Source organism: Mycobacterium sp. NPDC004974 (genome assembly GCF_053600815.1).
Genome location: NZ_JBSGAQ010000007.1, coordinates 82,310 through 106,909 on the forward strand (window position 1 = coordinate 82,310; position 24,600 = coordinate 106,909).

General features: G+C 66.8%; 24 protein-coding genes. 13 read left to right on the forward strand and 11 right to left on the reverse strand.

Translation table 11 applies throughout. The annotated features are described in order from the left end of the window. Positions 1–179: 179 nt before the first annotated feature. Genes ACWEFV_RS17545 through ACWEFV_RS17560 form a run of 4 tightly spaced genes read left to right on the forward strand, consistent with a single transcriptional unit; the run spans position 180 to position 3,887 of the window. On the forward strand, positions 180–1,004 hold the full coding sequence (locus ACWEFV_RS17545; protein WP_135452648.1) for a type VII secretion target: 825 nt from the start codon (positions 180–182) through the stop codon (positions 1,002–1,004). A gap of 18 nt (positions 1,005–1,022) precedes the next feature. Continuing rightward, positions 1,023–1,781, forward strand: a complete 759-nt coding sequence (locus ACWEFV_RS17550; RefSeq protein WP_135452647.1) for a hypothetical protein — start codon at positions 1,023–1,025, stop codon at positions 1,779–1,781. A 12-nt stretch (positions 1,782–1,793) separates the two neighbouring features. Beyond that, positions 1,794–3,146 (forward strand): bifunctional WXG100 family type VII secretion target/C40 family peptidase, encoded by a 1,353-nt coding sequence (locus ACWEFV_RS17555; RefSeq protein WP_286174643.1) that lies wholly within the window; start codon positions 1,794–1,796, stop codon positions 3,144–3,146. Positions 3,147–3,176: 30 nt separating this feature from the next. Further along, complete coding sequence (locus ACWEFV_RS17560) at positions 3,177–3,887, forward strand: sensor domain-containing protein (protein ID WP_135452646.1); 711 nt, start codon at positions 3,177–3,179, stop codon at positions 3,885–3,887. A 1-nt stretch (position 3,888) separates the two neighbouring features. Here ACWEFV_RS17560 and ACWEFV_RS17565 read toward each other — a convergent pair whose 3' ends face one another. Further along, positions 3,889–4,434 carry a TetR/AcrR family transcriptional regulator gene (locus tag ACWEFV_RS17565; protein WP_167857723.1) on the reverse strand — a complete coding sequence of 182 codons (546 nt, stop codon included), beginning with the start codon at positions 4,432–4,434 and terminating at the stop codon, positions 3,889–3,891. A gap of 75 nt (positions 4,435–4,509) precedes the next feature. Between ACWEFV_RS17565 and ACWEFV_RS17570 the strand changes: the two genes are divergently transcribed. The 3 genes from ACWEFV_RS17570 to ACWEFV_RS17580 are packed head-to-tail and all read left to right on the forward strand — an operon-like array spanning position 4,510 to position 6,628. Continuing rightward, the gene (locus tag ACWEFV_RS17570; protein WP_450071094.1) at positions 4,510–5,715 is read left to right on the forward strand and encodes an FAD-dependent monooxygenase; all 1,206 of its coding nucleotides are present in this window, start codon (positions 4,510–4,512) and stop codon (positions 5,713–5,715) included. A gap of 32 nt (positions 5,716–5,747) precedes the next feature. Then, complete coding sequence (locus ACWEFV_RS17575; RefSeq protein ID WP_450071095.1) at positions 5,748–6,170, forward strand: PPOX class F420-dependent oxidoreductase; 423 nt, start codon at positions 5,748–5,750, stop codon at positions 6,168–6,170. An 11-nt stretch (positions 6,171–6,181) separates the two neighbouring features. Continuing rightward, positions 6,182–6,628 (forward strand): TIGR03618 family F420-dependent PPOX class oxidoreductase, encoded by a 447-nt coding sequence (locus ACWEFV_RS17580; protein WP_450071096.1) that lies wholly within the window; start codon positions 6,182–6,184, stop codon positions 6,626–6,628. A 64-nt stretch (positions 6,629–6,692) separates the two neighbouring features. On the opposite strand, the gene ACWEFV_RS17585 is transcribed toward ACWEFV_RS17580, so the two are convergent. Beyond that, positions 6,693–8,840 (reverse strand): 3-hydroxyacyl-CoA dehydrogenase NAD-binding domain-containing protein, encoded by a 2,148-nt coding sequence (locus ACWEFV_RS17585; protein WP_450071097.1) that lies wholly within the window; start codon positions 8,838–8,840, stop codon positions 6,693–6,695. 15 nt (positions 8,841–8,855) lie between these two features. Next, on the reverse strand, positions 8,856–10,067 hold the full coding sequence (locus ACWEFV_RS17590; RefSeq protein ID WP_450071098.1) for an acetyl-CoA C-acetyltransferase: 1,212 nt from the start codon (positions 10,065–10,067) through the stop codon (positions 8,856–8,858). A 432-nt stretch (positions 10,068–10,499) separates the two neighbouring features. Here ACWEFV_RS17590 and ACWEFV_RS17595 point away from each other — a divergent pair, with 432 nt between their 5' ends. Then, positions 10,500–11,009 (forward strand): hypothetical protein, encoded by a 510-nt coding sequence (locus ACWEFV_RS17595; RefSeq protein WP_135452641.1) that lies wholly within the window; start codon positions 10,500–10,502, stop codon positions 11,007–11,009. Positions 11,010–11,204: 195 nt separating this feature from the next. Continuing rightward, the gene (locus tag ACWEFV_RS17600; RefSeq protein WP_135452640.1) at positions 11,205–11,672 is read left to right on the forward strand and encodes a hypothetical protein; all 468 of its coding nucleotides are present in this window, start codon (positions 11,205–11,207) and stop codon (positions 11,670–11,672) included. Positions 11,673–11,719: 47 nt separating this feature from the next. Here ACWEFV_RS17600 and ACWEFV_RS17605 read toward each other — a convergent pair whose 3' ends face one another. After that, entirely contained in the window at positions 11,720–12,826 is a 1,107-nt protein-coding gene (locus ACWEFV_RS17605; RefSeq protein WP_450071099.1) for an alkene reductase, read from the reverse strand. Positions 12,827–12,970: 144 nt separating this feature from the next. Between ACWEFV_RS17605 and ACWEFV_RS17610 the strand changes: the two genes are divergently transcribed. Then, a complete protein-coding gene (locus tag ACWEFV_RS17610) occupies positions 12,971–14,137 on the forward strand; it encodes a pyridoxal phosphate-dependent aminotransferase (protein ID WP_450071100.1) in 1,167 nt (388 codons plus the stop codon). Here the strand turns inward: ACWEFV_RS17610 and ACWEFV_RS17615 are convergent. Next, complete coding sequence (locus tag ACWEFV_RS17615; protein ID WP_353653665.1) at positions 14,134–14,505, reverse strand: WhiB family transcriptional regulator; 372 nt, start codon at positions 14,503–14,505, stop codon at positions 14,134–14,136. The two genes, ACWEFV_RS17610 and ACWEFV_RS17615, sit on opposite strands and share 4 nt — an antisense overlap. A 71-nt stretch (positions 14,506–14,576) precedes the next feature. Further along, positions 14,577–15,062 carry a hypothetical protein gene (locus ACWEFV_RS17620; RefSeq protein WP_450071101.1) on the reverse strand — a complete coding sequence of 162 codons (486 nt, stop codon included), beginning with the start codon at positions 15,060–15,062 and terminating at the stop codon, positions 14,577–14,579. Positions 15,063–15,101: 39 nt separating this feature from the next. Here ACWEFV_RS17620 and ACWEFV_RS17625 point away from each other — a divergent pair, with 39 nt between their 5' ends. Continuing rightward, the gene (locus tag ACWEFV_RS17625) at positions 15,102–16,661 is read left to right on the forward strand and encodes a sensor domain-containing protein (RefSeq protein ID WP_450071102.1); all 1,560 of its coding nucleotides are present in this window, start codon (positions 15,102–15,104) and stop codon (positions 16,659–16,661) included. Here the strand turns inward: ACWEFV_RS17625 and ACWEFV_RS17630 are convergent. Then, a complete protein-coding gene (locus tag ACWEFV_RS17630; RefSeq protein ID WP_450071230.1) occupies positions 16,658–17,575 on the reverse strand; it encodes a TIGR03564 family F420-dependent LLM class oxidoreductase in 918 nt (305 codons plus the stop codon). The genes ACWEFV_RS17625 and ACWEFV_RS17630 overlap by 4 nt on opposite strands. A gap of 457 nt (positions 17,576–18,032) precedes the next feature. Here ACWEFV_RS17630 and ACWEFV_RS17635 point away from each other — a divergent pair, with 457 nt between their 5' ends. Beyond that, complete coding sequence (locus ACWEFV_RS17635; protein ID WP_450071103.1) at positions 18,033–19,397, forward strand: hypothetical protein; 1,365 nt, start codon at positions 18,033–18,035, stop codon at positions 19,395–19,397. A 61-nt stretch (positions 19,398–19,458) separates the two neighbouring features. On the opposite strand, the gene ACWEFV_RS17640 is transcribed toward ACWEFV_RS17635, so the two are convergent. From ACWEFV_RS17640 to ACWEFV_RS17655, 4 genes are all read right to left on the reverse strand, one after another. Beyond that, positions 19,459–19,902, reverse strand: a complete 444-nt coding sequence (locus ACWEFV_RS17640) for an SRPBCC family protein (protein ID WP_135452633.1) — start codon at positions 19,900–19,902, stop codon at positions 19,459–19,461. An 83-nt stretch (positions 19,903–19,985) separates the two neighbouring features. After that, entirely contained in the window at positions 19,986–20,864 is an 879-nt protein-coding gene (locus ACWEFV_RS17645) for a universal stress protein (protein WP_135452632.1), read from the reverse strand. Beyond that, positions 20,857–21,762, reverse strand: a complete 906-nt coding sequence (locus ACWEFV_RS17650) for a universal stress protein (protein ID WP_135452631.1) — start codon at positions 21,760–21,762, stop codon at positions 20,857–20,859. The genes ACWEFV_RS17645 and ACWEFV_RS17650 overlap by 8 nt, the downstream gene beginning before the upstream one ends. A 58-nt stretch (positions 21,763–21,820) precedes the next feature. After that, positions 21,821–22,903: a CaiB/BaiF CoA transferase family protein gene (locus ACWEFV_RS17655; RefSeq protein ID WP_450071104.1), complete on the reverse strand. Its 1,083-nt coding sequence runs from the start codon at positions 22,901–22,903 to the stop codon at positions 21,821–21,823. A 17-nt stretch (positions 22,904–22,920) separates the two neighbouring features. Here ACWEFV_RS17655 and ACWEFV_RS17660 point away from each other — a divergent pair, with 17 nt between their 5' ends. Further along, entirely contained in the window at positions 22,921–24,588 is a 1,668-nt protein-coding gene (locus ACWEFV_RS17660; RefSeq protein ID WP_450071105.1) for an alpha-keto acid decarboxylase family protein, read from the forward strand. The last annotated feature ends 12 nt before the right edge of the window (positions 24,589–24,600 follow it).

A 24,600-nucleotide genomic window follows, 5' to 3' on the forward strand; every position in this document is an offset into this window, starting at 1 on the left:
AACATATTGGCGGGTCTGAACAGGAACCCGGCGATCGGACCGGGACACAGCGCACCTGTCGGACACCCGAAGGCAACACCCCGCACCGCTCCGCAGGAAACCCACAGATACTTCACAGCGGCTCTGCCGCAACGGAATTCGTGTCATGACGGGCTCCCAAGCGCCGTTAGGCTTCCGATATGACCTCGCCGCTGCGCGTGAATCCCGCCGCCCTCCGGTCGGCCGCCGGCGATTTCGACCACCTGGGCACCAACAGCGCCAGCACCGGCACAGAGCTGCAGTTCTCCGCACTTCCCGCTCAGCTTCCCGGCCTGAACAGCGGTGACGCCTGCCAGCAGGCCGGGACAGCCGTGGACTCCGCATGCCGGCGGGTCGCCGACCAGTACGCCAAACTCTCGACCAATCTGAACTCGGCGGCCGACACATACGAGAAAACCGACGCCCAGCTCGGCAAGGATGTGAAGAAGGCCGGTGACGGCACCGATGAGCCCGGCGACGGAGGCGACGGCACCACTCCCCCGCCGGCCGGCAAACAGGGGCCAGAGGCCATCCCGGTGGATCAGGTGACCTACGACAAAGGGTCCTGGCCATCGGGTCAGGACGCCACCCGTAACTACATCAACCAGGCGCTGGATCAGCGCGGCGTCACCGATCCGGCGGCCCGGCAACGATGGATGGACGCCTACCTGACCCTGACGGAACACGAATCCTCGTACAACCCCATGTCGATCAATGACTGGGACGTCAACTCGAAACCACCGAACTCGACCTACAACGTGTCCGATGGCTACGGCAACGGCTGCTCCCGCGGGCTCGCCCAGTGTGTTCCAGGAACCTTCGCCCAGTACCACCAGCCTGGAACGTCGAACAACATCTACGATCCGGCCGCCAACATCGCCGCGTCGATGAACTATCTGGTCGGGGAGTACGGCGTGAATCCCGACGGATCCGACATCCGGGCGAAGATTCCGCAGACAAACCCCGGCACCCATCAGGGGTACTGACCGATGACAGGAGAATTGGTGAAGCTCACGCGCGCAGTCTCGATCGTCCTCACCGCGGGCGCCGTGGTGGCGGGCCTGACGGCATGTCAGAACACCCCGGTTGCCGGGACACCCAGCCCCGATGCCTCCTCGGCCACCGGCATGGTGCACCCCGCGACGAGTCCCGCGGCCAGCCCGGTGTCGACGACGGCTCCACACGCCACGTCCGTACCCACGGCTGCGTGGATCCACTCCAACCGCCTCCCACTCAACGACTCTCAGCACTGGCCCGATCTGTCTGATTCGGCACAACCGCTGGGCAACAACACTTTCCAGATCGACAGCCTCTGTGCAGGTACACCGACGCAACTCGGTGGCGGCGAGAACGCTCGCTCTTTGATCGATCGTGGCGACAACAACTGGTCGGCTCAGCAGGTGATCGTGCACTATCCCGGCGATCCCTGGACCATGGGCCAGACCGCGCACGCTTCGTTCACCGCCCTGCAGGGCACGCTGACCGGATGTCAGGCGACATCGCCGACGGCGCAACTGACCGTGACTACCCCGAAGCAGTTCTGCCCGAGCATGCAACGCGGCGGCTGCAATCAAGTGGCAGCCGAAATTCGGCTGCCGGACAAGAACGTAACGGCGCACATGTACCTGGCAGTCGTCGGAAGCACGGTGACCGAACTGAGCGTGTGGTCCACGGGAACACCCGCAGCGCAGTGGCAGGCGCCTGCCGACGAAGATGTGTTCGCCGCGATGAACCCTCAGCTGTGCTCGGTATGGGAATGCTGAGGACCGCCAGACATGACGATGACGATCTCCGGGGTGAGCAACTCTCACCCCGAGCAGTTGACCGACGCCGGACGCCGCGCGGCAGACTCCGCCGGCAAGGTTTCCCAACAGATCGCCGACGGGCACGGCACCCTGAAACGGCTGGACGACGGTTGGAAGGGCTCGGCCGCTGATGCCGCAAATGCCGGCGCGAACCGCACTTTCACCGATCACCAGAAGGTGGCCGACACGTTGCAGCGGCTGCAAACGGTCCTGACAGACGGCGGCGGGAAATTGTCATCCAGCCGAAGCAGCCTGATCAACGACGTGGACAGCCTCAAACAACTCGGCTTCCAGGTGGCCGACGACGGGACTGTGTCTGTCCGTCCGGGTGGCCCACTGGATGCGGTGGCCAAACTGAGCCCGGTGACGGCCCTTGAGCTCCGGCAACTCGCCGCCGCCAACTCGGTCAAGCTCAAGACCCTGCTGGCCCAATTCGACAGCCAGGACCGGGAACTCGCCGACGCGATACGCAAGGCCACCGACGGCCTCAACCCGTCCGAGGACAAGCCCAAAGACCCGAATACTCCGCAGCAGCCGCCTCCAGACCAGCCGAAGCCCAACACCGACGACACCAACGCGCCGGTTCCGGGCCCGGATGCCAAACCGGGCGACCCCGGGTACAAAGTGCCCCACGCACCCGGCGACCCGGCGGAGGTGCCCCCGAAGCCAGGGTGGAAGGTCGACGCCAAGGGAGAGACGAATCCGCCCGGATACCCCCCGCAGCCGCCGGGCGAAGCACGCGATCAGAATTGGCGTGACTATCTCAACGGCAAGAACGGCGACGGCACCCAACGACCAGCGGGGCAGCCTCCCGAGGCCTACCCGCTGCCGGAGGCGGTCACCGACAAAAAGCTCAAGATCGTCGGTGCGGCCGAGAATCAACAGGGCACACGGTATGTCTGGGGTGGCGGAAGCAAGGACGGCGCAACCTCTGGGGCACCGGCGCGGGGAACAGACAAGTACGCGGACAAGATGCACGACTACGAACACACCGGATTCGATTGCAGCGGCCTCTCCGAATACGCCATCTATCAGGCCACCGGGTACGACCCGGGCAAGGGAACATCCGTGCAGTACGGGCACATGACCGAGGGGGCCGGGGCGTTCGGGTCGGTGGTGCAGACCGGGCCGAAGCTGGACACCTCGCAACTGCAACCCGGTGACGTCATCTACTACGACGGCGGCCAGGGGGTCGCGGGGGCACACGTCGCGATCTACATGGGCAACGGAGTCACGGTCGAGACCAGTGAGTCCGGCACACCCGCACACTCACAGGCAGCCACCACCTCCGACGGCACCGTCCGCGTGGTGCGGCCCAACTGATTCCTCGACGATCCGAGCCAGGAGACCAACATGAGAACGACCGCCCTCAACGCCCTTTGCGCAGCCACCTTGCTCACCGTGAGTGCCTGCCATTCGCAAGGCCCGTCGACCGTCGGAGCCACCCCGTCCGCCAGTCCCGTCCACGCGGCCTCCGTCACCGCGACCCCGGTGGACACCACAACCGCACCTACCGATCCGGCAACGCTGACGTTGTCTGTTGATGCTCTGAACAGCGTTGTGCAGCAGGCAAACCCCGGCGCCGCAGAATTCGACGCACTGGACCCGGCCGAAACCACACCGCGCGTACCGGACCCGGGTCCCATGGCTGTGTGTGACGCGGTGAACACGCTGTACTTCGCCGCGGGTACCCCAGCCACTACCAAGTACGTCTCGCAGTGGGCGGGCGCGCCCGGCCAGCACTATGTCAGCCAGACCATCGCTCTATATGACACCGCTGCCGCTGCATCGCAGAAATTCGGACAGCTCACCGCGGGGATTCCAGCATGCGCCAAGGCGTCAGCGGGTGAAGGCATCCCGTTCACCGTCACCCCGGGTGAGGCCGGATCTGACGTCGCACGCTTCACCGAGAAGCGCAAGCCCAATCCCAGCTTGTCAGGCGGGAGCTCCGGCGACGCCTCGGAGTATCGACTGGCGGGCTCGGCGATCGTAGGGGTCTCATCCAGCGAATCTCCCGCCGTCGTCGCCGCGGTCGCCGACAAGCTCGTGAGCAAGCTCGGCTGAGTCACAACCCGAGTGCGGCCATGGCACCGTCCACGGTCGCCGTACGCAGCTGCTCGTAGGGAGTGTCGGGGAACTGCAGGCAACAGTCCTGCAGGCCGCCGAAGGCGATGACCGAGCGGGTGGACTGTTCGAGCGTCGGGCGCCGGCCGAACACCAGCACCCCCAGCCTGGCCCGCCAGGCCAGCAGTTGGTCGATCAGCCCCAGATCGGCCAGGGTGGTCAGCTCGGAGACGATCAGCACGAGGTCGGCCAGGTGCCGGTAGTGGAAGTCGAAGTAGCCCTCGAGGAGCTCCCGCGCCGAGGCCCGGTTCGCTCCACGCCTGCTTTCCTGCTCGGCGATGAAGGCTTCACCCTCGTCGATGAGGGGTTGCACGATGCTGCGGACCAGGTCCTCACGCGACCGGAAGTGGTAGTACAACGCGGGTTTGGTGATGCCCAGACGGTCGGCGATGTCCTGCAGACTCGTGCGCACAACGCCTTTCTCGGTGAACAGCTCGCGCGCCACATCCAGGATGCGTTGCCGGGTATCCAATGCAGGCTTGGCCACGTAGCCAGCCTAACTTACTTAACGATAGGTAAGCTCACGACAGAATCACTTACCGACCGTTAAGTAAGGGGAATCGTGAAGGTACTCATCTCCGGCGCCAGCATCGCCGGGCCCGTACTCGCCTACTGGCTGTCTCGACACGGAGTCGCCGTCACCGTGGTCGAGCGCTCACCCGCACTACGCAAGACAGGTGGTCACGCCGTCGACCTGTTCCGGCCGGCGATGGAGATCTCCGAACGCATGGGCGTGCTGCCCGAGATCGAGGCACACGCCACCGGCACCACCCAGATGATCATCCATCGACCCGGCACGTCGCACCCCACCCGCCTGGACTACGTCAAGATCATGGGGGCGATGTCCGACCGGCACGTCGAGATCATGCGGGATGACCTCAGCGAGATCTATTTCCAGGCAGGCCGTGACGATGTCGAGTATCTCTTCGGCGACACCATCACCTCGATCTCGCCCGATGGGGACGTGACCTTCGAGCACAACCCACCCCGGCGCTTCGACGTGGTGGTGGGAGCCGACGGGCTGCACTCTGGTGTGCGTCGTCTGACGTTCGGCGACAACGTTTCCGAGAGCTTCCTCGGTGGATACCTCGCTGTGGTGTCGGTGCCGAAGGACATGGCCCGTGACGGCGAGATGACCGGCTACTTCAAACCCGGCCACATGGCCGGGATCTACACTGCCGACCACCTCGACGATGCGCGTGCGGTCTACATCTTCCGCCCGAGCCAACCGCTGGATTACGACTACCGCGATGCGGAGCGCCAAAAGGCGCAACTGCGCGCCGCGTTCGAGCACATGGCCCCCGAGGTGGACCGCTGGCTCGACGAGGTGCCGCGGACCCCGACGTTCTACTTCGACGCCATCACCCAGCTGCAGATGTCCACGTGGTCACGGGGCCGGGTGACTCTCGTCGGGGATGCGGGCTACTGTCCCGGCCCGGCCGTCGGCGGCAGCACCAGCCTCGCGGTGTACGGCGCCTACGTCCTGGCCGCCGAGATGGTCCGGGCCGGTGACGATTACGCCGCGGCGTTCGCCGCCTGCGAACGCACGATGCGCGCGCCAGTTGAAGGTAGCCGAAAGCTGGCGCGCGTCAATGCGAAAACCGTGGTGCCCATGAGTGGTTGGGGCATACGCGCACTCGTGGGCACGGGCCAGTTGATCTCGTTGCTGCCGCTGGGTGTGACCCAGGCGCTGGCCCGGCTCAACACCAAGGGGGTACGGCTCTACGACACCATGCCGCTGCCTACCTGGCCCGCCGCGCTTCCGTGATCAGCACTCGCAAGCGGGCGTAGCGTGGCCGCATGGGCGAACTCTCCGACGACGTGATCGCTTTTTTGTCCGAAGGCACCCGCACCGCGGTGCTGGGTTGGGTTGCGGCCGACGGCCGACCGTTGGCCGCGCCCGTGTGGTTCGTGGTGGATGACGGCGCGCTGGTCTTCAACACCGGCAAGGACACCGCCAAGGGGCGGGCTTTGGCCCGAGACCCGCGAGTGGTGCTGTGCGTCGACGACACCAACCCGCCGTATGCGTTCGTCCAAGTCCAGGGCGTCGCCTCGATCAGCGAGGATCCCGGCGAGCTGCTCGACATCGCCACCCGCACCGGCGGTCGCTACATGGGCGCAGACCGCGCCGAAGAATTCGGCCGGCGCAACGGCGTGCCGGGCGAACTCGTGGTGCGGGTCAAGCCCACAAAAATCCATGCTGCATTCGACGTGGCGGATTGAAAGGAGCCATCGTGGCTGAAGTTTCCGCTTTCGCCGAGATGTTGTCCCGCGATCACGGGCTCTGCACGCTGAGCACCCTGCGCCGCGACGGCAGCATCCAGTCCTCGGTGGTGAACGCCGGCGTGATGGCGCACCCACGGACCGGTGAACCGGTCGTCGCGCTCGTAGCCATCGGTGGAGCGCGCAAGCTTCAGCACCTCCGGGCCGATCCGCGGGCCACGGTCGTGGCCCGGGCCGGCTGGCAATGGGTGACGGTCGAGGGCACCGTCGAGATCATCGGGCCCGACGACCTCGATCCCGACACCGACGCCGAGGCGCTACGAGTGCTCCTGCGCACCGTCTTCGAGGCCGCCGGCGGCACCCACGACGACTGGGACACCTATGACCGCGTCATGCGCGAGGAGCGCCGCGCCGCGGTCCTGATCACGCCGACGCGGGTGTACTCGAACCCCGGCTGAGATATCTCGATGCCGCGCACGCAAAAGCCCCCGGCTTGCGCCGGGGGCTTTTGACGTTTCGCGCTTAGCTCTCCAGCGAGGCCGGGGGCAGGAAGCGGTCGCCGTACTTGGCGGCCAGTTCCTTGGCGCGGGCGACGAACGCCGCCTTGCCGACGCCACCGGGGCCCTCGTAGCCGACGATGAACTGGGCCGAACCACCGGTGTACGGCGGGAAGCCGATACCCATGATCGAGCCGATGTTGGCATCAGCGGTCGAGGTGAGCACGCCCTCGTCGATGCACTTCTGGGTCTCCAGCGCCTCGGCGAACAGCATGCGGTCGATCATGTCCTGCAGCGGCGGCTGCGAGGACCCGGAGTTGAATGCCTCGCGCAGGCCGGGCCACAGCTGGGTCCGCTTGCCGTCGACGTACTCGTAGAAGCCGGCACCCTTCAGACGCGACGGGCGGCCGAGCTCGATCATCTTCTCCACGACGGCCTCTGCCGGGTGCGGCACGTGGGTGCCACCGGCAGCCTCGACACCTTCACGGGTGGCGACGGCGATCTTGTGCATGAGCTCCAGGTTGAGCTCATCCGAGAGCTGCAGCGGCGCAGCCGGGTAACCGGCCTGCGAACCCGCCTGCTCGATCGACGCGGGCTCGACACCCTCGCCCAGCATGGCCAGCGCCTCGTTGACGAAGGTGCCGATCACGCGCGAGGTGAAGAAGCCGCGGCTGTCGTTGACCACGATCGGGGTCTTGCGGATCGCCAGGGTGTAGTCGAACACCCGGGCCAGGGCCTCGTCAGAGGTCTTCTCGCCCTTGATGATCTCCACCAGCGGCATCTTGTCGACCGGCGAGAAGAAGTGGATTCCGATGAAGTCCTCCTGGCGCTTCACGCCGGTCGCCAGACCGGTGATCGGCAGCGTGGAGGTGTTCGAGCCGAGCAGCGCGTTGGGCTCGACGATGTCCTCGATCTCCTGGAACACCTTGTGCTTGAGTTCCTGGTTCTCGAAGACGGCCTCGATCACGAAGTCGACGCCCTTGAGATCCTGCGGATCGGCGGTCGGGGTGATCTTGGCGAGCAGAGCCGCAGACTTCTCTTCGGTGGTCTTGCCACGCTTGAGCGCCTTGGCCTCGATGCCTTCCGAGTACGCCTTGCCCTTGTCAGCGGCTTCCTGCGTGACGTCCTTGAGGACGACGTCGTAACCGGCCTTGGCCGACACGTAGGCGATACCGGCGCCCATCATGCCCGCGCCCAGCACACCGATCTTCTTGATCTCCTGCTTGGCGATGCCCTCGGGCCGCGATGCGCCGCCGTTGATGGCCTGCAGGTCCAGGAAGAACGCCTGAATCATGTTCTTGGCGGTCTGGCCGGTGACCAGCGAGGTGAAGTAACGGCTCTCGATGCGGCTGGCGGTGTCGAAGTCGACCTGCGCACCCTCGACAGCGGCGTCCAAGATGGCCCGCGGTGCGGGCATCGGGGCGCCCTTGAGCTGCTTCTTCAGCAGGGCCGGGAAGGACGGCAGGATCGCGGCGAGCGCCGGGCTGGACGGGGTGCCACCAGGGATCTTGTAGCCCTTGACATCCCACGGCTGCGTGCCGGCCTCGGGGTTGGCCTTGATCCATGCCTTGGCGGCGGGGATCAATTCGTCGACCGAGCCGACGAGCTCGTTGACCAGGCCCACCTCCTTGGCCTTGGCGGGGTTGAACCGGGTGCCCTGGCTCAGGACCTCCATGAAGGCCTTCTGGATGCCGAACATGCGCACGGTGCGGGTCACGCCGCCACCGCCGGGCAGCAGGCCCAGGGTGACCTCGGGCAGACCGAGCTGGCTGCCCTTGACGTCCGCGGCGATGCGGTGATTACACGCCAGCGCGATCTCCAGGCCGCCACCGAGGGCGGCGCCGTTGATGGCCGCGACGACGGGCTTGGGGAAGGTCTCCAGCTTGCGCAGGTCGGCCTTCACGCCTTCGACCGTGTCGAAGGCTTCCTGGGCATTGTCGGGCCCGATGTTGATCATCGCCTTGAGGTCGCCACCGGCGAAGAAGGTCTTCTTCGCGCTGGTGATGACCACACCGGTGATCGAATCCTGCTCGGCCACAAGGCGGTCCACGGCGTTGCGCATGGATTCCTTGTAGTGCTCGTTCATCACGTTGGCCGAACCGGTCGGGTCGTCCAACGTCAGGGTGACGATGCCGTCGGCATCCTTGTCCCACTGAATGGTGTTCTCAGCCATTGATTCTCAACCCTCTCAGACGCGCTCGATGATGGTGGCCACGCCCATGCCGCCGCCGATGCACAGCGTGATCAGGGCACGCCGAGCGCCACGACGCTCGAGCTCGTCGACCATGGTTCCGGTGATCATGGCGCCGGTGGCGCCGAGCGGGTGGCCCATCGCGATGGCGCCACCGTTGACGTTGAGCTTCTCGTCGGGGATGTTGAGGTCCTTCTGGAACTTCAGCACCACGGAGGCGAAGGCCTCGTTGAGCTCGAACAGGTCGATGTCATCGACGGTCAGGCCGGCACGGTCGAGCACCTTCTGGGTGGCCGGGGTGGGGCCGGTGAGCATGATGACCGGGTCGGCGCCGCTGGTGGCGGTGGCCACGACGCGGGCGCGCGGGGTGAGATTCTGAGCCTTCCCTGCGCTTTCTGACCCGATCAGCACCAGGCCGGCACCGTCGACGATGCCCGAGCTGTTGCCGCCGGTATGGACGTGGTTGATCTTCTCGACGTAGTGGTACTTCTGCAGCGCCACGTCGTCGAAGCCGCCCATGGCGCCAAGGCCCTCGAACGCGGACTTCAGCTTGCCCAGGTCAGCCGCGGTGGTGCCGGGGCGCATGTGCTCGTCGTGGTCCAGGACGACGAGGCCGTTCTGATCCTTGACCGGGACGACCGACTTGGCGAAGTAGCCGCCGGACCAGGCCGCCGCCGCGCGCTCCTGCGACCGCGCCGCGTAGGCGTCGACGTCGTCGCGGGAGAAGCCCTCGATGGTGGCGATCAGGTCGGCGCCGATGCCCTGCGGGACGAAACCGATGCGGTAGTTGGTCTCCGGGTCTGACGCCCAGGCGCCGCCGTCGGAGCCCATCGGAACGCGGCTCATCGACTCGACGCCGCCTGCCAGCACCAGGTCGTCCCAGCCGGAACGGACCTTCTGGGCGGCCAGGTTGACTGCCTCCAGGCCCGACGCGCAGAAGCGGTTGAGCTGGAAACCACCGGTGGTCTCGGGCAGCTTGGCCACCAGACCGGCGGTGCGGGCGATGTCGCCGCCCTGGTCCCCGACCGGGGACACCACGCCCAGGATGACGTCGCTGATCAGCGTCTCGTCCAGGTCGGGGTAACGGCTGCGGATCTCCTCGATCAGGCCGACAACCAGGTTGACCGGCTTGATCTCGTTGAGTGCGCCGCCGCGCTGCTTGCCACGGGGCGTACGGATCGCCTCGTAGATGAAGGCTTCTTCGGACATGTCTGCTCCCCTGCCGTATCGGCGTCCAGGTTCAGGTTGGGTTGTGGAACCGCCCAGCGAATGTGGGCAGCACGCTGACCGCAGCCTAACAGGCTCGCCCAACCCGTTGGTTGGGCCTGTGCTCAGCATCTCCTGTCGGGCTGCATTAGGACACCGAGACGGACGAGGAGAACGGCGACGTGTGCCCCGAATCGATCGTCATCGCGCGACCACGGCGTCCGCGGTCGGCCTGGAGGCCCGGCTCGATACCGAGTCGCTGCAGAGCGACGGAATCATCGAGTCGAACGCGGAAGTCGCTCGAGGAGTGCTGCCGGATCCCTGCAGGTGTCCGGACGCGAACGCATCGTGTTCCTGGTGTGGGACTGACGGTCGCCGCCTTCACTCCATCTGGCTCCAGGGACGTGGCTCCAGCAACCCGACCATAATCGAGTCATGAGTGTCCCCGCGCCTGAATCCCCCTCGCACGAGCATGTCGACTTCGAGGCACTCGATTCGTTCCGTTTCCCGGACGGTAGCGGGTACCCCCAGAGTTACCGCGAGTTTGTTCGCTCCTGCGGCTGGGCCCGCACGTTCGGCCTGTGGCTCATCTACCCGCCCGTGCAACCCGGTTTCGCAGACGGGCGGGCCCGTGCAGCAAACCTCACCGAGCACTTCCACACGGTCTTCCGCGACGGCGAAGAGGAGGAATTCGACTGGATGATCGAGCCCGACGGTAGCTGGGACCTCGCCGAACGACTCGAAGTCTTCGGCTGGAGCGAGAACGGCGACCTTCTCCTCTGGGACGTCGCAAGCCGCCATGCCGACGAGGAGTTTCCGGTGTGGGAATCGCGCGGCATGAACACCCTCCACCTACTCGGCTCGAGCCTTGACGAGGCGCTTCTCAAGCTGCGCGAGCGCTCCGAGGCCCAGGTCATTGAGCCGCTGAGACCTGCCCGTCTCTGACCCACAGCTCATCCGGATCCGCTCGAGGCTGAGATCCGCCGGCACGCCACCGAGACCCGAGGCGCTCCGGCGTCAAGCACCAGTGCCTGCAAGCCACGGACACGTTCACGTCGCGCTACACGCCGATCGCTCGTCACTCCGCGTTGACGTAGACCTGAGCCACAGAGCCAGAAGCTACTGAGGTTGACTTGCCGCATGAACGACCTACCCGAGGAAGTCGAGGTGCGGGGTACCGTGCTGGACCGCATCGGACTCTCGGAGGAGCTTGTCTGCTGGTCGGCCGCTCTGCCCGGTGACGAACCGCGCACGGTCAGCATCGTCGTGGAACCGGCAGGACCGCCGACGGATGCGGCCGTCGACTCCGCTGCGGAGGCGATCGCCGGATTTGACGGGCTCGCAGCCGCCGCTTCGCGCTATCTCGTCGCCGAGCTCACCGATCCTGTGTGGGCGCTCGACTCGGTGGACCGCGAACGGCTCGACGGGCCGGAGGCGCCGTTCGACATGCCCGAGGCGATCATCTGGGCCGACGGTTCCTGGATGATCCGCTTCGCCGAGTGCGGCCTCGCAATGGGCGAGGAGTTCGGCATCGGGGTGCGTTTCACCGGGTCGGCGCCGGTCGCCATCGAGGACTTGTCTAGCGCGACCGAGGTCGAGACGGACTGACCACACTTTTGCGCCTTCACCGCAGAATCAACGTGCGGTAGAAGCCGTCAGGCCGAGCGAGGCTCCTCGATCTCGATCAGCGTCGGATAGTCCGTATAGCCCACGGGTCCAGGCGCATAGAACGTCGCCATGTCGGGCTCGTTGAGCTCGGCACCCAGGATCAGCCGGTCGATCAGGTCCGGGTTGGCCAGGAACGCCCGCCCGACCGCGTACGCGCTGATCGCGCCCCACTGTGCATAACCCTCCAGCAGGGAGAAGTCGGTACCGTCGGCGCGGCCGGTGTTGAGCACGAATGCCCCCGACCACAGGGCGCGGATGACACCGAAGGCCCGCGACGCCGGGTCGATGAGCACGTGCAGGTAGGCCAACCCGAGCGGCGCGATGCGCTCCAACAACGCCTCGTAGGTGCCGACGGTGTCGTTCTCCTGCATGCCCCCGGCGGTGTTCCCGGGCGAGATGCGCAGCCCGACCCGGCCCGCGCCGATCTCGTCGACGACGGCCTCGACCACCTCGGAGGTCAGGCGGGCCCGGTTCTCCGGCGAACCGCCGTAGGCATCGGTGCGCTGGTTGACCACATCGGAGGCGAACTGGTGCAGCAGGTAGCCGTTGGCACCGTGGATCTCCACGCCGTCCATCCCGGCGTCGATCGCGCGTCGGGCGGCGGCCCGGAACTGCTCGACGATCTCCGGGATCTCCGCGGCGTCGAGCGCGCGCGGCGTCTGCAGCGGCTTCTTACCGGTGGGGGTGTGGGTAACCACATCGGCCGCGATCGCCGAGGGAGCGACGGGCTCGACGCCACTGATGTCGGGGTGGGCCATCCGGCCGACGTGCCACAGCTGAACGAACATCTTGCCGCCCGCGGCGTGCACGGATTCCGCGATCTCGGCCCAGCCGTGCTGGTGGCGGTCGGTGTAGATGCCCGGGGTGTTCATGTAGGCACCGTTGGCGGTCTCGGCGACGGCGGTAGCCTCGCTGATGATCAGGCCCGCACCGGCGCGCTGTGAGTAGTACTGCGCGGCCAGCGGCGACGGGGTGCCATCGGCGTCGGCGCGCGAACGCGTCAGCGGTGCCATGAACAGACGGTTGGCAGCGGCGGTGTCGCCGACCTGGATCGGCTGCAGCAATGCGGCGTCGGCGTTCATTTTGTAGGTCACGCCGCTCTAAAGCGTCGGGCGCGGCCGGATCATTCCCGCCGAGCCTGCGTCCAGGCCGCCGAGCCTGCGTCCAGATCGCGGATTCGCCGAATTTCGCGATCTCACCGCAGTCTCGGCGCGCAACCACGCCTACGCTCGACGCTCATGACCGTGCACAGACTGCAGCCCTTCGCCGTGACGATCTTCGCGGAGATGTCTGCACTGGCCGGCCGACTGGGCGCGGTCAACCTCGGGCAAGGCTTTCCCGACGAGGACGGCCCGGCCGAGATGCTCAAGGTGGCGCAGAACGCCATCGCCGAAGGCCACAACCAGTACCCGCCCGGCCTCGGCATCCCCGAGTTGCGCGACGCGATCGCCGCCCAGCGCAAACGCCACTACGGCATCAGTTACGACCCGGACACCGAGGTGCTGGTGACCGTCGGCGCCACCGAGGCCATCGCCGCATCGGTCCTCGGCCTGGTCGAGCCGGGCTCGGAGGTACTGGTGATCGAGCCGTTCTACGACTCGTACTCCCCCGTGATCGCGATGGCCGGGTGTGTCCGTAGGGCCGTGCCGCTGCTCGCCGACGGTGCCGGTTTCGTGATCGACGTAGAAGGTTTACGCCGGGCCGTGACGCCCAAGACCCGCGCATTGATCCTCAACTCCCCGCACAATCCGACCGGCGCGGTGGCCTCCGATGCCGAGTTGCGCGCCATCGCGGCGCTGGCCATCGAACGCGACCTGCTGGTGATCACCGACGAGGTGTACGAGCAGTTGGTGTTCGGTGTCGAGCACCTGCCGCTGGCCGGATATCCCGGCATGGCGGAGCGCACGGTGACCATCTCCAGCGCGGCCAAGATGTTCAACGTCACCGGCTGGAAGATCGGCTGGGCCTGCGGGCCGGCCGAACTCATCGCCGGGGTCCGTGCCGCCAAGCAATATCTGAGCTATGTGGGGGGCGGCCCGTTCCAGCCCGCGGTGGCCCACGCACTCAACCACGAGGACGGCTGGGTGGCCGACCTGCGCCAGTCATTCGAGGCCAAACGCGACCGGCTGGGCAATGCACTGGCCGACATCGGGTTCGAGGTACACGACAGCCGCGGCACGTACTTTCTGTGCGCCGACCCACGGCCGCTCGGATATTCGGACAGCACGCAGTTCTGTGCCGAGTTGCCGCATCGGGCCGGGGTGGCCGCGATCCCGATGTCGGCGTTCTGCGACCCGGAGGCTCCGCACGCCGATCTGTGGAATCACTTGGTGCGCTTCGCTTTCTGTAAGCGCGACGACACCATGGAAGAGGCGATCCGCCGCCTCGGCATGTTACGGGGCTAGCCTTCGTCGCTCAACACGATGGCGCGCTCTCTGGCCGTCATCGCACCCCAGATGCCGTACGGCTCCGGGGCGGCCAGGGCATGATCGCGACACCGGGCCAGCACAGGGCAATCCCGGCAGATCGCCTTGGCGGCATCCTCCCGCTTGCGCAGCTGGCGCCCCCGGACCTGGTCCGGGAAGAACGCCTCTGCCGGATGGTCCCGGCAGCGCCCGTGCAGCTGCCAGCTCCACTCGTCGAGCGCGGGTGGTGGCAGGTTGCGGGGAGAGCGGTGGACCGGGATCGCCGGACGCGTGGCGACGGTATCGCGTATCGCTTGTCGCGCAACGAGTTCCAGCGGTGGTCGGCTGTCGAAAAGCGTGCGGGACAAGGCGTTCACTCCTTTGGGGGAAGTGGCGTGTGGCCTGCCATGCTGCCAGCCGAGCCGGAGCCGGCACGTTGTCATCGTGTAAGGAATCGACCGCAGATCGCGACACTTTGTCGCGCCATTTCGGCACGCTGCCGGCGATCAAGTGATATGGCCGTCGCCGCCGAGGGCGTCGGCAATTCGAGTAGGCCGATACTCGCGCGCAGCCTCACCAAATTTGCCACCATCGTAAAAACACTGGTGGGAGGCGTAATGAAGCTCGGATCGACAACGCTTGGGCGCGCTGCCGGCCTGACTGCGATCGTCGCGTCGGCGGTGCTCGCGGTGGCCTGTAGCGGATCGGCGGACCACACGGACCCGCCACCGCCGCCGCCACCGGCGAGTGGGAGCGTGACCCTGCCCACGACTTCGACGACCCCGTCTGGACCGCCCACCACCCACAGGCCACCCACCACCACCAACGACGGCAGCGGTGGATACACCACCACCACGACCTCGACCACCACCACTCTTACGGTCCCGGAGACCACCACTACATTGCCCACCCCGACGATCACCACGACAACGACGGTTCCGCCCACCACGCAGGCGCCGCCGGCGTGAGCGACGAGACGAAATCGCTCACCCAGTCCGCGGAGCGGTGGCTGAGCCTGGCGGCCCTGGTCGTCGCACCGACATCACTGATCACCGGGCTGTGTTACTTCTTCGGCCTGCTCTTCATCCGAAGCAAGTTGCAGTATTTCGGTGTCGATCCGTCGACTCTGGGTTACACGTCGGCCGACTATGCCGTCACCACAGTGGGACTCTTCTTCTTCGCAGCCCTGCGCGTGTTGATCGTCCTCGCGGTGCTGGTGGTCCTTGTGGTCGCGTTCCGGCACTGGGCCGCCACGGGGCGCCGAATCACGTTGTTGCGCACCATCGCATGGCTATTCGCGGGCTTCGGCGCAGTGAGCTTGACCGTCGCCGTGGTCTGGCTGGCGTCCGAGCGCAACCTGATCAAATGGATAGTCGACAACCCCACCCAAATGCACATGGCGGTGGCAATCGCCGCCGGCATCACGCTACCGGCCACCGGCTACTGGACTCTGACCCTCACCGGCTTGGGCCGGCTACCCAAGATTGCCGAGCGAGCACTGCTCGTCCTGGCGGCCACGGGCCTGGTGGTGGCGCTGTTCTGGGTCACCGACCTGTACGCCGTCGACCAGGGCAAGGGCCACGGCGCGTTCGCCTCGACACAGCTGTGGGCCGCCGACGGTGATTACACCGCAGTGCAACTCGACACCACTGAGACGCTGGACCTGCCGGGCAGCATGGTCAAGACGACAGTGCTGCCCTCCCAAGGCCCACCCGCCCCACCGGTCTACCGATACCAATGCCTGCGCGTCCTCGAAGCGCACGGCGGGCGTTACGTTCTGGTGCCGGCCAGATGGTCACGGGAACAGGGTTACTCCATCACCGTGACGCCCGACGCGACACACCGCATCACCGGCGTGGTGAACGCGACTCCCGTCGCGAAAGGACCCAGTATCGACCCGTACTGGCAATGCCCCGAAGTCGTACGTACTTTCGGGCAGCCCGACCTCGAACCCATTCTGCTCGGACCCGAGGCCGTACAGACGACCGTCGGTGCCGGCAGCCTGAAGGCCACCGGCCCGGACACCAACTCCGATGCCGCGCCTGCCACCGGTGACTCCACTCCGCCGAAAGGTTGTGTACCCGAGGGCGATCCATCGGGAATCCCCGCAGCGCTGCCGCCGTACCCGGCAGATGTACCGGCCGCGCGGGAACGCGAGTTCACCGGTGGAACCACTTCCGGCCCGGTGTGGTTGCGGCAACGGGCCATGAGATTCGCCAACCCCGCCGAGGCCACGAATTTCATGGCCTCGGTCCAGGACCACTGGGGTTACTGCGCGGGCAAGGCAGCCGCGGTGAACCGTCATGGCGAGGCTCAGCCCCGCACCCTCGGAGCACGTGTAGTGCAGGAAGGCATTCTGTCCGTGCCTGATTCGGCGCCGTCGAGCGCGATCGCGGACTGCACCCAAGCCCTGGCCGCCAAGTCCAACATCGTCATCGCGGTCGACCTGTGCGGCGCTGCGGAACCATCGCGTGCGGTCGCCGTCGCCTACGCCGTGCGGGAGCGCATTCCCACCGACTACTAGGGCAGCGTGGCGGCCACCGCCCACAGCGAGGCCAGATCCTCCGGCTCGGTCCGGATCGGACTGAGCACCACATCGGTGGCGCCGGCGTCGAGATAACGCTGCAACTGCGCGCGCACCTGCGCCGACGACCCGACGGCCGCCAGTTCCGATACACTGGAAACCTGTTCGCGGGCAATGACTTTCCGATAAGACGGAATGCTCTCGTAGAATTCCAGTCGCTGCGCGGCGGCGTCGCGGGCAGCGTCCGCGTCATCGGCGACGAGCGCCGGCACCATGGCCACCACCTTCGGTTGCGCCCGGCCCACCGCGGCGGCCGCCGCGGTGATCGTCGGCACGATGAACTCCCCCACTGTGCGCGGTCCGGCGAGGTACGGCAATGTCCCATCGGCCAATTCACCTGTCACGCGAAGGGCTTTGGGCCCCATCGCGGCGACGTACACCGGGACGGGAGCACCGCCGGCCACGTGCACGGGCCACTCCGGGCTCGCGGTGAACTCGGTGCCGTGGAAGTCGACCGCACCATCGTGAAGGATCGCGCGGAGCACCTGCAGATGTTCCCGTAGCCGGCCCACCGGATCGGGCCACACCGTGCCGAAGGCCCGGTGTTCGGGTGCGTGCGAACCCAATCCGAGCCCCAGAGTGAAGTTGCCGTGCGCGGCGGCCTGCGCGGTCTGCGCGGCGGACGCCACCAGTAAGGGGTGACGGGGATTGAGCGGCACCACCGAGGTGCCCACGCCGAGACCGGGCACCGCAGCCCCGATCAACGCGGCCAGCGTGATGGCGTCGACGTCGAATTGCTGGGCGAGCCAGATCTGACGGACCCCGGCCGCGGACGCGGTGCGGGCCTGTGAGATCGCGGCGTCGACGACGTTGGGGGCGGACGGGTTCAGGGGGAGGACGACTCCGGTCGGCATACCGGCACCAACCGGCACGGCCGTCTGGGCTATTCCTTTCCGCTCACGCTGCGCCATACCCGCGACAGCCATCAGCAAACTTCTTCCGGGATCCTCGGCTACACCTTGGAAAGGCTCAGCTAATCGGCCGGCCCCCCGGCCGCCCGCGATTTAGCCCAGCAAATAATTTGCCACCGACCCCCCATCAAGATCAGCAGGTCTGGATACCTGTCGCCTGACAAGCGGCTATCAAACTTCCAAACGCAACGACCTTGATCCGCCGCCGACCGATGGATGCAAGCCCTCGTAGTTGATGCGCCCGTGGCAACTCAACCGGTATGAGCAGCAATAAATTGGCAGACGCTGACGAAAATATCTCGCCAGGACCGGCCGGTACGAACACGTTCCAATTTTGCGGATTTAAGGGATTTCTCAGGTACTCTCCCCGTGTCCAAGATCACCCACCGAAAGGGACTAGATGCCAGTCACACTTCGCTCACCGCTCGCGGCGGGAGTCGCCCTGGTCAGCGCCAGCGCTATCGCGCTCACGCCGATATCGGCGATCCCCGCGGATCTACCCGCGCCGGCAATCCAGTCGACGGCAGTTCAGCTAACCGCCTCGATCGATCCACTGGACGCCTGGGTGAAGCTGTTCACCAACACCGGGGTCAGCGCAACGACGCTGGCCGAGCAGATCCTTGCCGACCCCGCGCCGATCCTGAGCCAGATGCTGCACAACGGGGCCGGCTACGCCCAAACGATCGGCACCATCGTCCAGGGCATGGGCAATGGTGTGGTGCAGTGGGTGAAAGACGTGCCCATGTACGCGGACGGGGTGAAAGCCGCACTGGACCAAGGCCGGATCGACAACGCCATCATGCAGATGGTGTATCCGCTGTTCGGGCTGGCGATCGGTATCGCGATGCCGCTGATGTCGCTGTCGTCGATCACCGTCGGCATCACCGGGAACCTCTACAAAGTGGCCCAGACCATCGCCAACCCGATGACGCTGTTCGGTACCGTGCTCGGCACGCTGCAGATCATGTCGAGCACCGCCGGCCAGCTCGGTGTCGGCCTGCAGTCCTTCGTCGACTCGGTCAAAGCCGGCGACGCAGTCGCGGCGGTGAACGCCCTGATCGCCACGCCGGCCTTGGTTCTCAATGGCCTGATCAACGGGACTGAATACACGCCCGGAATCCTGACGCCCGAAAGCCCCACGTCGTCCCCGTTGCCCGGCCCGATCGCCGGCGTGATGGTGCAGGTGCGCCGGGCCATCGCGCAGGCACTCGGCGCCCCGGCACCCGCATCGCCGATGGCGTTGCGCACCGCGCCCGACACGGTGGCCCCCGAAAGCCCAGCGGCCCTGCCGTCGGCCACGGCCAACACTGTCACGGTCAACCTCACCACCGACACCGCGGTGAAGACCGCAGTGACTGAGGCTCCGGTCGAAAATGTCGTCACCGAGAAGGCCACCGAGACCGACTCGCAGACCACGGTGTCCGATGCGGACACCAAGACGGAGCCCGCGAGCACCGAAACCAACGAAAACACAACGGTTTCAGACGACGCCGGCACCACGGTTACAGAGAAGACCGACACCGCCGCTGACGCAACCAACACCAGCAGCACCCGCGTCACGGCCAAGGTCCAGTCCACCAAGGCTGCCGAGAAGATTCGCGGCGACATCAAGAAGTCTGCCGATTCGGTTGGCAAGAACGTGGATTCGACGGTCTCCAAGATCCGCGACGGGCTCAAGAAGGGCATCAGCAAGCCCGCCAAGCCCGGCACCAAGAAGACCGACAGCGGCGCAGGCAACGGCGGCTCCAGCGAGGGCAGCGACTAACCACACCCCCTAGCCGTCGGCCCCGCCTTCCTCCACAAGGCGGGGCCGACGTGCTGGAGCGTTACTGCCGGCGCGAATTGCTCATGACGCGCTGACGCAACCGCTCGACGGCGACGTCGAGGACGAGTTTCCTCGCGCGCTTGACGAGGAACTCCGGGACCGGCATCGCGAGGTCGACGATGATGTCGAACCGCACCCGCGTCCTGTCCAACTCGGGCATCAGGTTGTATTCGACGTGCTGGCCGCGCTGCTGCAGGTTGGGCTCGGCATCCCACACCATCCAGTAGTCGCCCCAGTGAAATTCGAGCATTTCCGTGTCGGTGATGCCCAACAACCGCATCGTTGCCTTGACATGGTGCGGCCTGCCGTCGGGATAGCGATCGACGACCTTGACGTGACGATGCAACGTAGACCAGGACGGCAGCGCGTCGACATCGGCGAGCACCTCCATGATCGCCTCCGGCGAGGCGTCGAAGACCTCCTCGCGTGATGCCTGCACGGCCACGCCTCCGAATCTAGCGAAGCGTGCCGCCCAAGGCTGTGGTTCTGCGATGCCAACCCGCCGGCGAGAAAGCAGCGCGGGACTGATTAGCTGGGTTGCCGCGCGACGATCACCGGCGATATGGACGAATGAACCACTGCCGAGCTGACCGAACCGAGCAGCATTCCGGTGAATCCGCCGCGTCCACGATTGCCGACCACCACGAGCTGCGCGGTCTCTGCCTGGGCCAGCAATTGTCGGGCGGGCTTGTCCGGCATGACCACGCGCCGCACCGTGACATCGGGGTATCGCTCGCACCAGCCGGCTAGCTGCTCGGCGAGCGCACGTTCGGCTTCCGCGCTCAGGTCTTCCCACTTCACGTCGGGGAACTCGAAGTTGAGGTCGGTCCAGGTATGCACCACCACAAGCTCGACACCGCGTCGCGACGCCTCGTCGAAGGCGATCTCGGTGGCGTATTCGGAGGCACGCGACCCGTCGACCCCGACCACCACGGGCCCGTCCGACGGGTGTTCGCTTTCCGGGATCACCGCGACCGCACCGTGGGCGTGAGCCGCCAGGCTCGAGCTGACCGAGCCGAGCAACCGGCGTCCCCATTTACTCAGGCCACGGGAGCCCACAACCACCAGATCGGCATGCCGCGAGTAATCGATCAGCGTGGCCACCGCGTGTCCGGGAACCGCTTTCGCGATGATCCGAGGTTCCTGCTGGCCGGCAATAGTCTCGACCGCAACACGGCGCGCATCATCGAGGACCTCCTGCCCGCGCTCGTCCTGATAATCCCAATAGTCCTGGGGCAAAGCGACATCCAGCCAGACCGGTGACGCAGCGCCCGGGAGCGCGTGGACCAGCGTCAGCCCGACGCCCCGCAACACGGCGGAGCGGGCCGCCCAGGCCACGGCGGCGTCCGACGAGGGCGACCCGTCAACCCCGACGACGATGCCGTGCCGGACGTCATGGTCACTCATGCGAATCTCCTTGTGGTGCAGAACGACAGATCATCACCGGCACCGGACTGTGGTGCAGCAGGTTCAGGCTCGTCGAACCCAGCAGGACACCGGCCAGTGCGTTGCGGCCCCGGGACCCGACCACTACGAGCCCAGAGTCGGCGACATGCTTCAACAGCGCCTTGCCGGGCGAGTCCGGCTCGATGAAACACTTGGCATCGACGCCCGAGTGGCGCTTGTTGTGGACGTCGACGGTCTCGGTGAGGTCGGCCAGTTCGGCGGCCTCCACGCCATCCCAGTCGATCAGCAGCGGGATGGTGACACCGGTCTCGGCGGGCGCGGCCAACGACAGCGAGCGCACGGCGTTGACCGCCAGCCCGAACCGATCGGCGAACTCGAATGCCGTCTCGAGTGCGGCCTGCGCGGCGGGGCTGTCGTCCACCCCGACCACGACGGGACCGTCACCGGGCGCCACCTTCTCCCCGCGGAAGGCGACCACCGGGCACGCCGCCCGCGTCGCCACGGCCAGCGCCGTCGATCCGAGCAGCAGCGCCGCGGCGGGCGTCACCTTCTTGCCGCCGAGGACGACGAGGCGCGCATCGGCGCTGGCGTCGATCAGCACCTGGTCGGCGGGTTCGTTGAACGAGACCGTGGACACCGACAGACCGGGATGATCGCCGCGCACGGCTTCATCTGCGGCCTTGAGGAACGCCTCGGCCATGTCGCGTTGGTAGGACATCATCGCCGCGGTGAACGCGGCCGCGGTCTGGGTCAGATTGCGGCCGACCGACGGCAGTGCGTGCACGATGCGCAGCGGAGCGCCGAACCGCTCGGCGACCGCGCCGGCCCACCGGGCGGCATCGAGCGCGCCATCACTGCCGTCGATTCCAACCACTACAGGTGCGTTCGAGGAAGTCACCCCTTCATCGTGGCGGCTGCGCGTCACTATGGCCAGGGACCAAAGACCTCAGGCGCTCCTAGTCCCAGCCGATGTCGGCGATATCGGTGCTCGACTGCGGCGGCTGCCCGGGTGTTCCCGGCGCCGTCCGGGAGAACCGCGGAGCCGGGGCGGCCTGCGCGACACCGTCGACGGAGATCAGTGTCGACCGGTCCAGCAGATGCTCACTCTTGGCGGCCTCACCCCAGGTCAGCACCGGTGTCACGCAGGCGTCGGTGCCGTCGAAGATCGCGGTCCACTCGTCGCGCGTCTTGCTGGCGAACCGCTCGGTGAAGATGGCCCGCATCTCGTCGTAGCGGGCCAGTTCGAACTGCCCGGGGATCTCGCCGGCGTCCAGGCCGAGACCGGCGACCAACTGCGCGAAGAACTGCGGCTCGATCGACCCGACCGCCATGTAGCCGCCGTCGGAGGTCTCGTAGGTCCGGTAGTACGGGGCGCCGCCGTCGAGCAGGAACGACTCGCGTTCGTCGCGCAACGATCCGGTGGCCCGCATGGTCCACATCATCTGCGCCAGCATGCTGACCCCATCGACCATCGCGGCGTCGATGACCTGGCCCTTGCCGGAGAGCTCGCGCTCGTAGAGCGCGGTGACGATGCCGATGACGACGAGCATCGAGCCGCCGCCGAAATCGGCGACGAGGTTGAGCGGGGCCACCGGCGGGCGGTCGCGGTAGCCGATCGCCGAGAGCGCACCCGTCTGCGACAGGTAGTTGATGTCGTGGCCGGCCGTGGTGGCCAGCGGGCCGTCCTGACCCCAGCCGGTGATCCGGGCGAAGATCAGCCGCGGGTTGACGGCCTCGCACTCGGCCGGACCGATACCGAGCCGCTCACAGGTGCCCGGCCGGAAACAGTCCAACAGCACATCGGCTTTGGCGACCAGATCCAGCAGCCTTCCCGGTTCGGCCTTGACGTCCAGGTCCACGATGCGCTTGCCGCGGTGCAGCAGGTCGACGTTCTCGGCGGGCATGGTCAGGCCACCCGGCCGGCGCACCCGCACCACATCGGCACCCAGGTCCGACAGCATCATCGCGGCGTGTGGCCCGGGGCCGATGCCGCCGAGTTCGATAACTCGCACTCCGGCGAGCGGTCCGGTGTTGGTCATGCGAGGCACACTAAGGGATGGGCGACAACGGCTACACGGTCGGTGACTATCTCCTGGACCGCCTCGCTGAACTCGGGGTGACCGAGGTCTTCGGCGTCCCCGGCGATTATCAGCTGGAATTCCTCGACCACATCCTGGACCACCCGAAGATGAAGTGGATCGGCGGCGCCAACGAACTCAACGCCGGGTACGCCGCCGACGGCTACGGCCGGCTACGCGGCATGGCCGCGCTGGTCACCACATTCGGGGTCGGCGAATTGTCGGCGGCCAATGCGATTGCGGGCAGCTACGCCGAACACGTGCCGGTGGTCCACATCGTCGGCGCACCGTCCAAGGACTCCCAGGGTGCGCGGCGCATCGTGCACCACACGCTCGGCGACGGAGACTTCGAACACTTCCTGCGGATGAGCCGCGAAATCACCTGTGCGCAGGCGAATCTGGCGCCCGCGACGGCGACGCGGGAGATCGACCGGGTGCTCTCGGAGGTGCGTGAGCAGAAGCGGCCCGGCTACCTGCTGATCGCGACGGATGTGGCCCGATTCCCCACCGAACCTCCCGCCGCGCCGCTGCCCCGCTACACCGGCGGTACGAGTCCGCGCGCCCTGTCCATGTTCACCGCGGCGGCCGCCGAGATGATCGCAGACCACCGGCTGACCGTTCTCGCCGATTTCCTGGTGCACCGCCTGGACTGCGTCGACGAACTCAACGCGCTGCTCGCCGCCGACACCGTCGCCCACGCCACCCTGATGTGGGGCAAGAGCCTCGTCGATGAGAGCTCACCCAACTATCTGGGCATCTATGCCGGTGCGGCCAGCGAGGATTCGGTGCGCGAGGCGATCGAGGACGCTCCCGTGCTGGTGACCGCGGGGGTGTTGTTCACCGACATGGTCAGCGGGTTCTTCAGCCAACGCATCGACCCGGCCCGCACCATCGACATCGGCGTCAACCAGAGTGTGGTGGCCGGACAGGTCTACGCCCCGCTGGACATGTCGGCTGCGCTCGACGCGGTCACCGCGATCCTCACCGAGCGCGGCATCACCTCACCGGCGCTGCCGCCGCATCCCACCCGGCCGCACACCGACCCACCCGGCCGGGATGCGGCACTGACCCAGGAAGTGCTGTGGGACAGGCTTTCTGAAGCACTTACCCCGGGAAATGTGGTGCTCGCCGATCAGGGAACGTCGTTCTACGGGATGGCCGGACACCGATTGGCCTCCGAGGTGACGTTCATCGGCCAACCGCTGTGGGGCTCGATCGGCTACGCCCTGCCTGCCGCACTCGGCGCCGGGCTTGCCGCCCGGGACCGCCGGACGGTGCTGCTCATCGGTGACGGTGCCGCCCAGCTGACCATCCAGGAACTGGGCGCCTTCGGCCGCGAGGGCCTGTCCCCCGTCGTGGTGGTGGTCAACAACGACGGCTACACCGTGGAACGCGCAATCCACGGTGTCACAGCCGAATACAACGACATCACCGGCTGGCGCTGGACAGAGCTACCCGCGGCGCTCGGAGTCGCCGATGCGCTCACCTTCCGGGTCAGCACCTACGGTGAGCTCGACGACGCGCTGAGAACGGCGGCGGCCACACCGGACCGCATGGTGTTCGTCGAGGTGATGCTGGGCCGGATGGACATCCCGCCCCTTCTGGCCGAGTTGGCGCAATCCGCCTCGGACGCCAATTCGAGCTAATCCGGCGGCTGT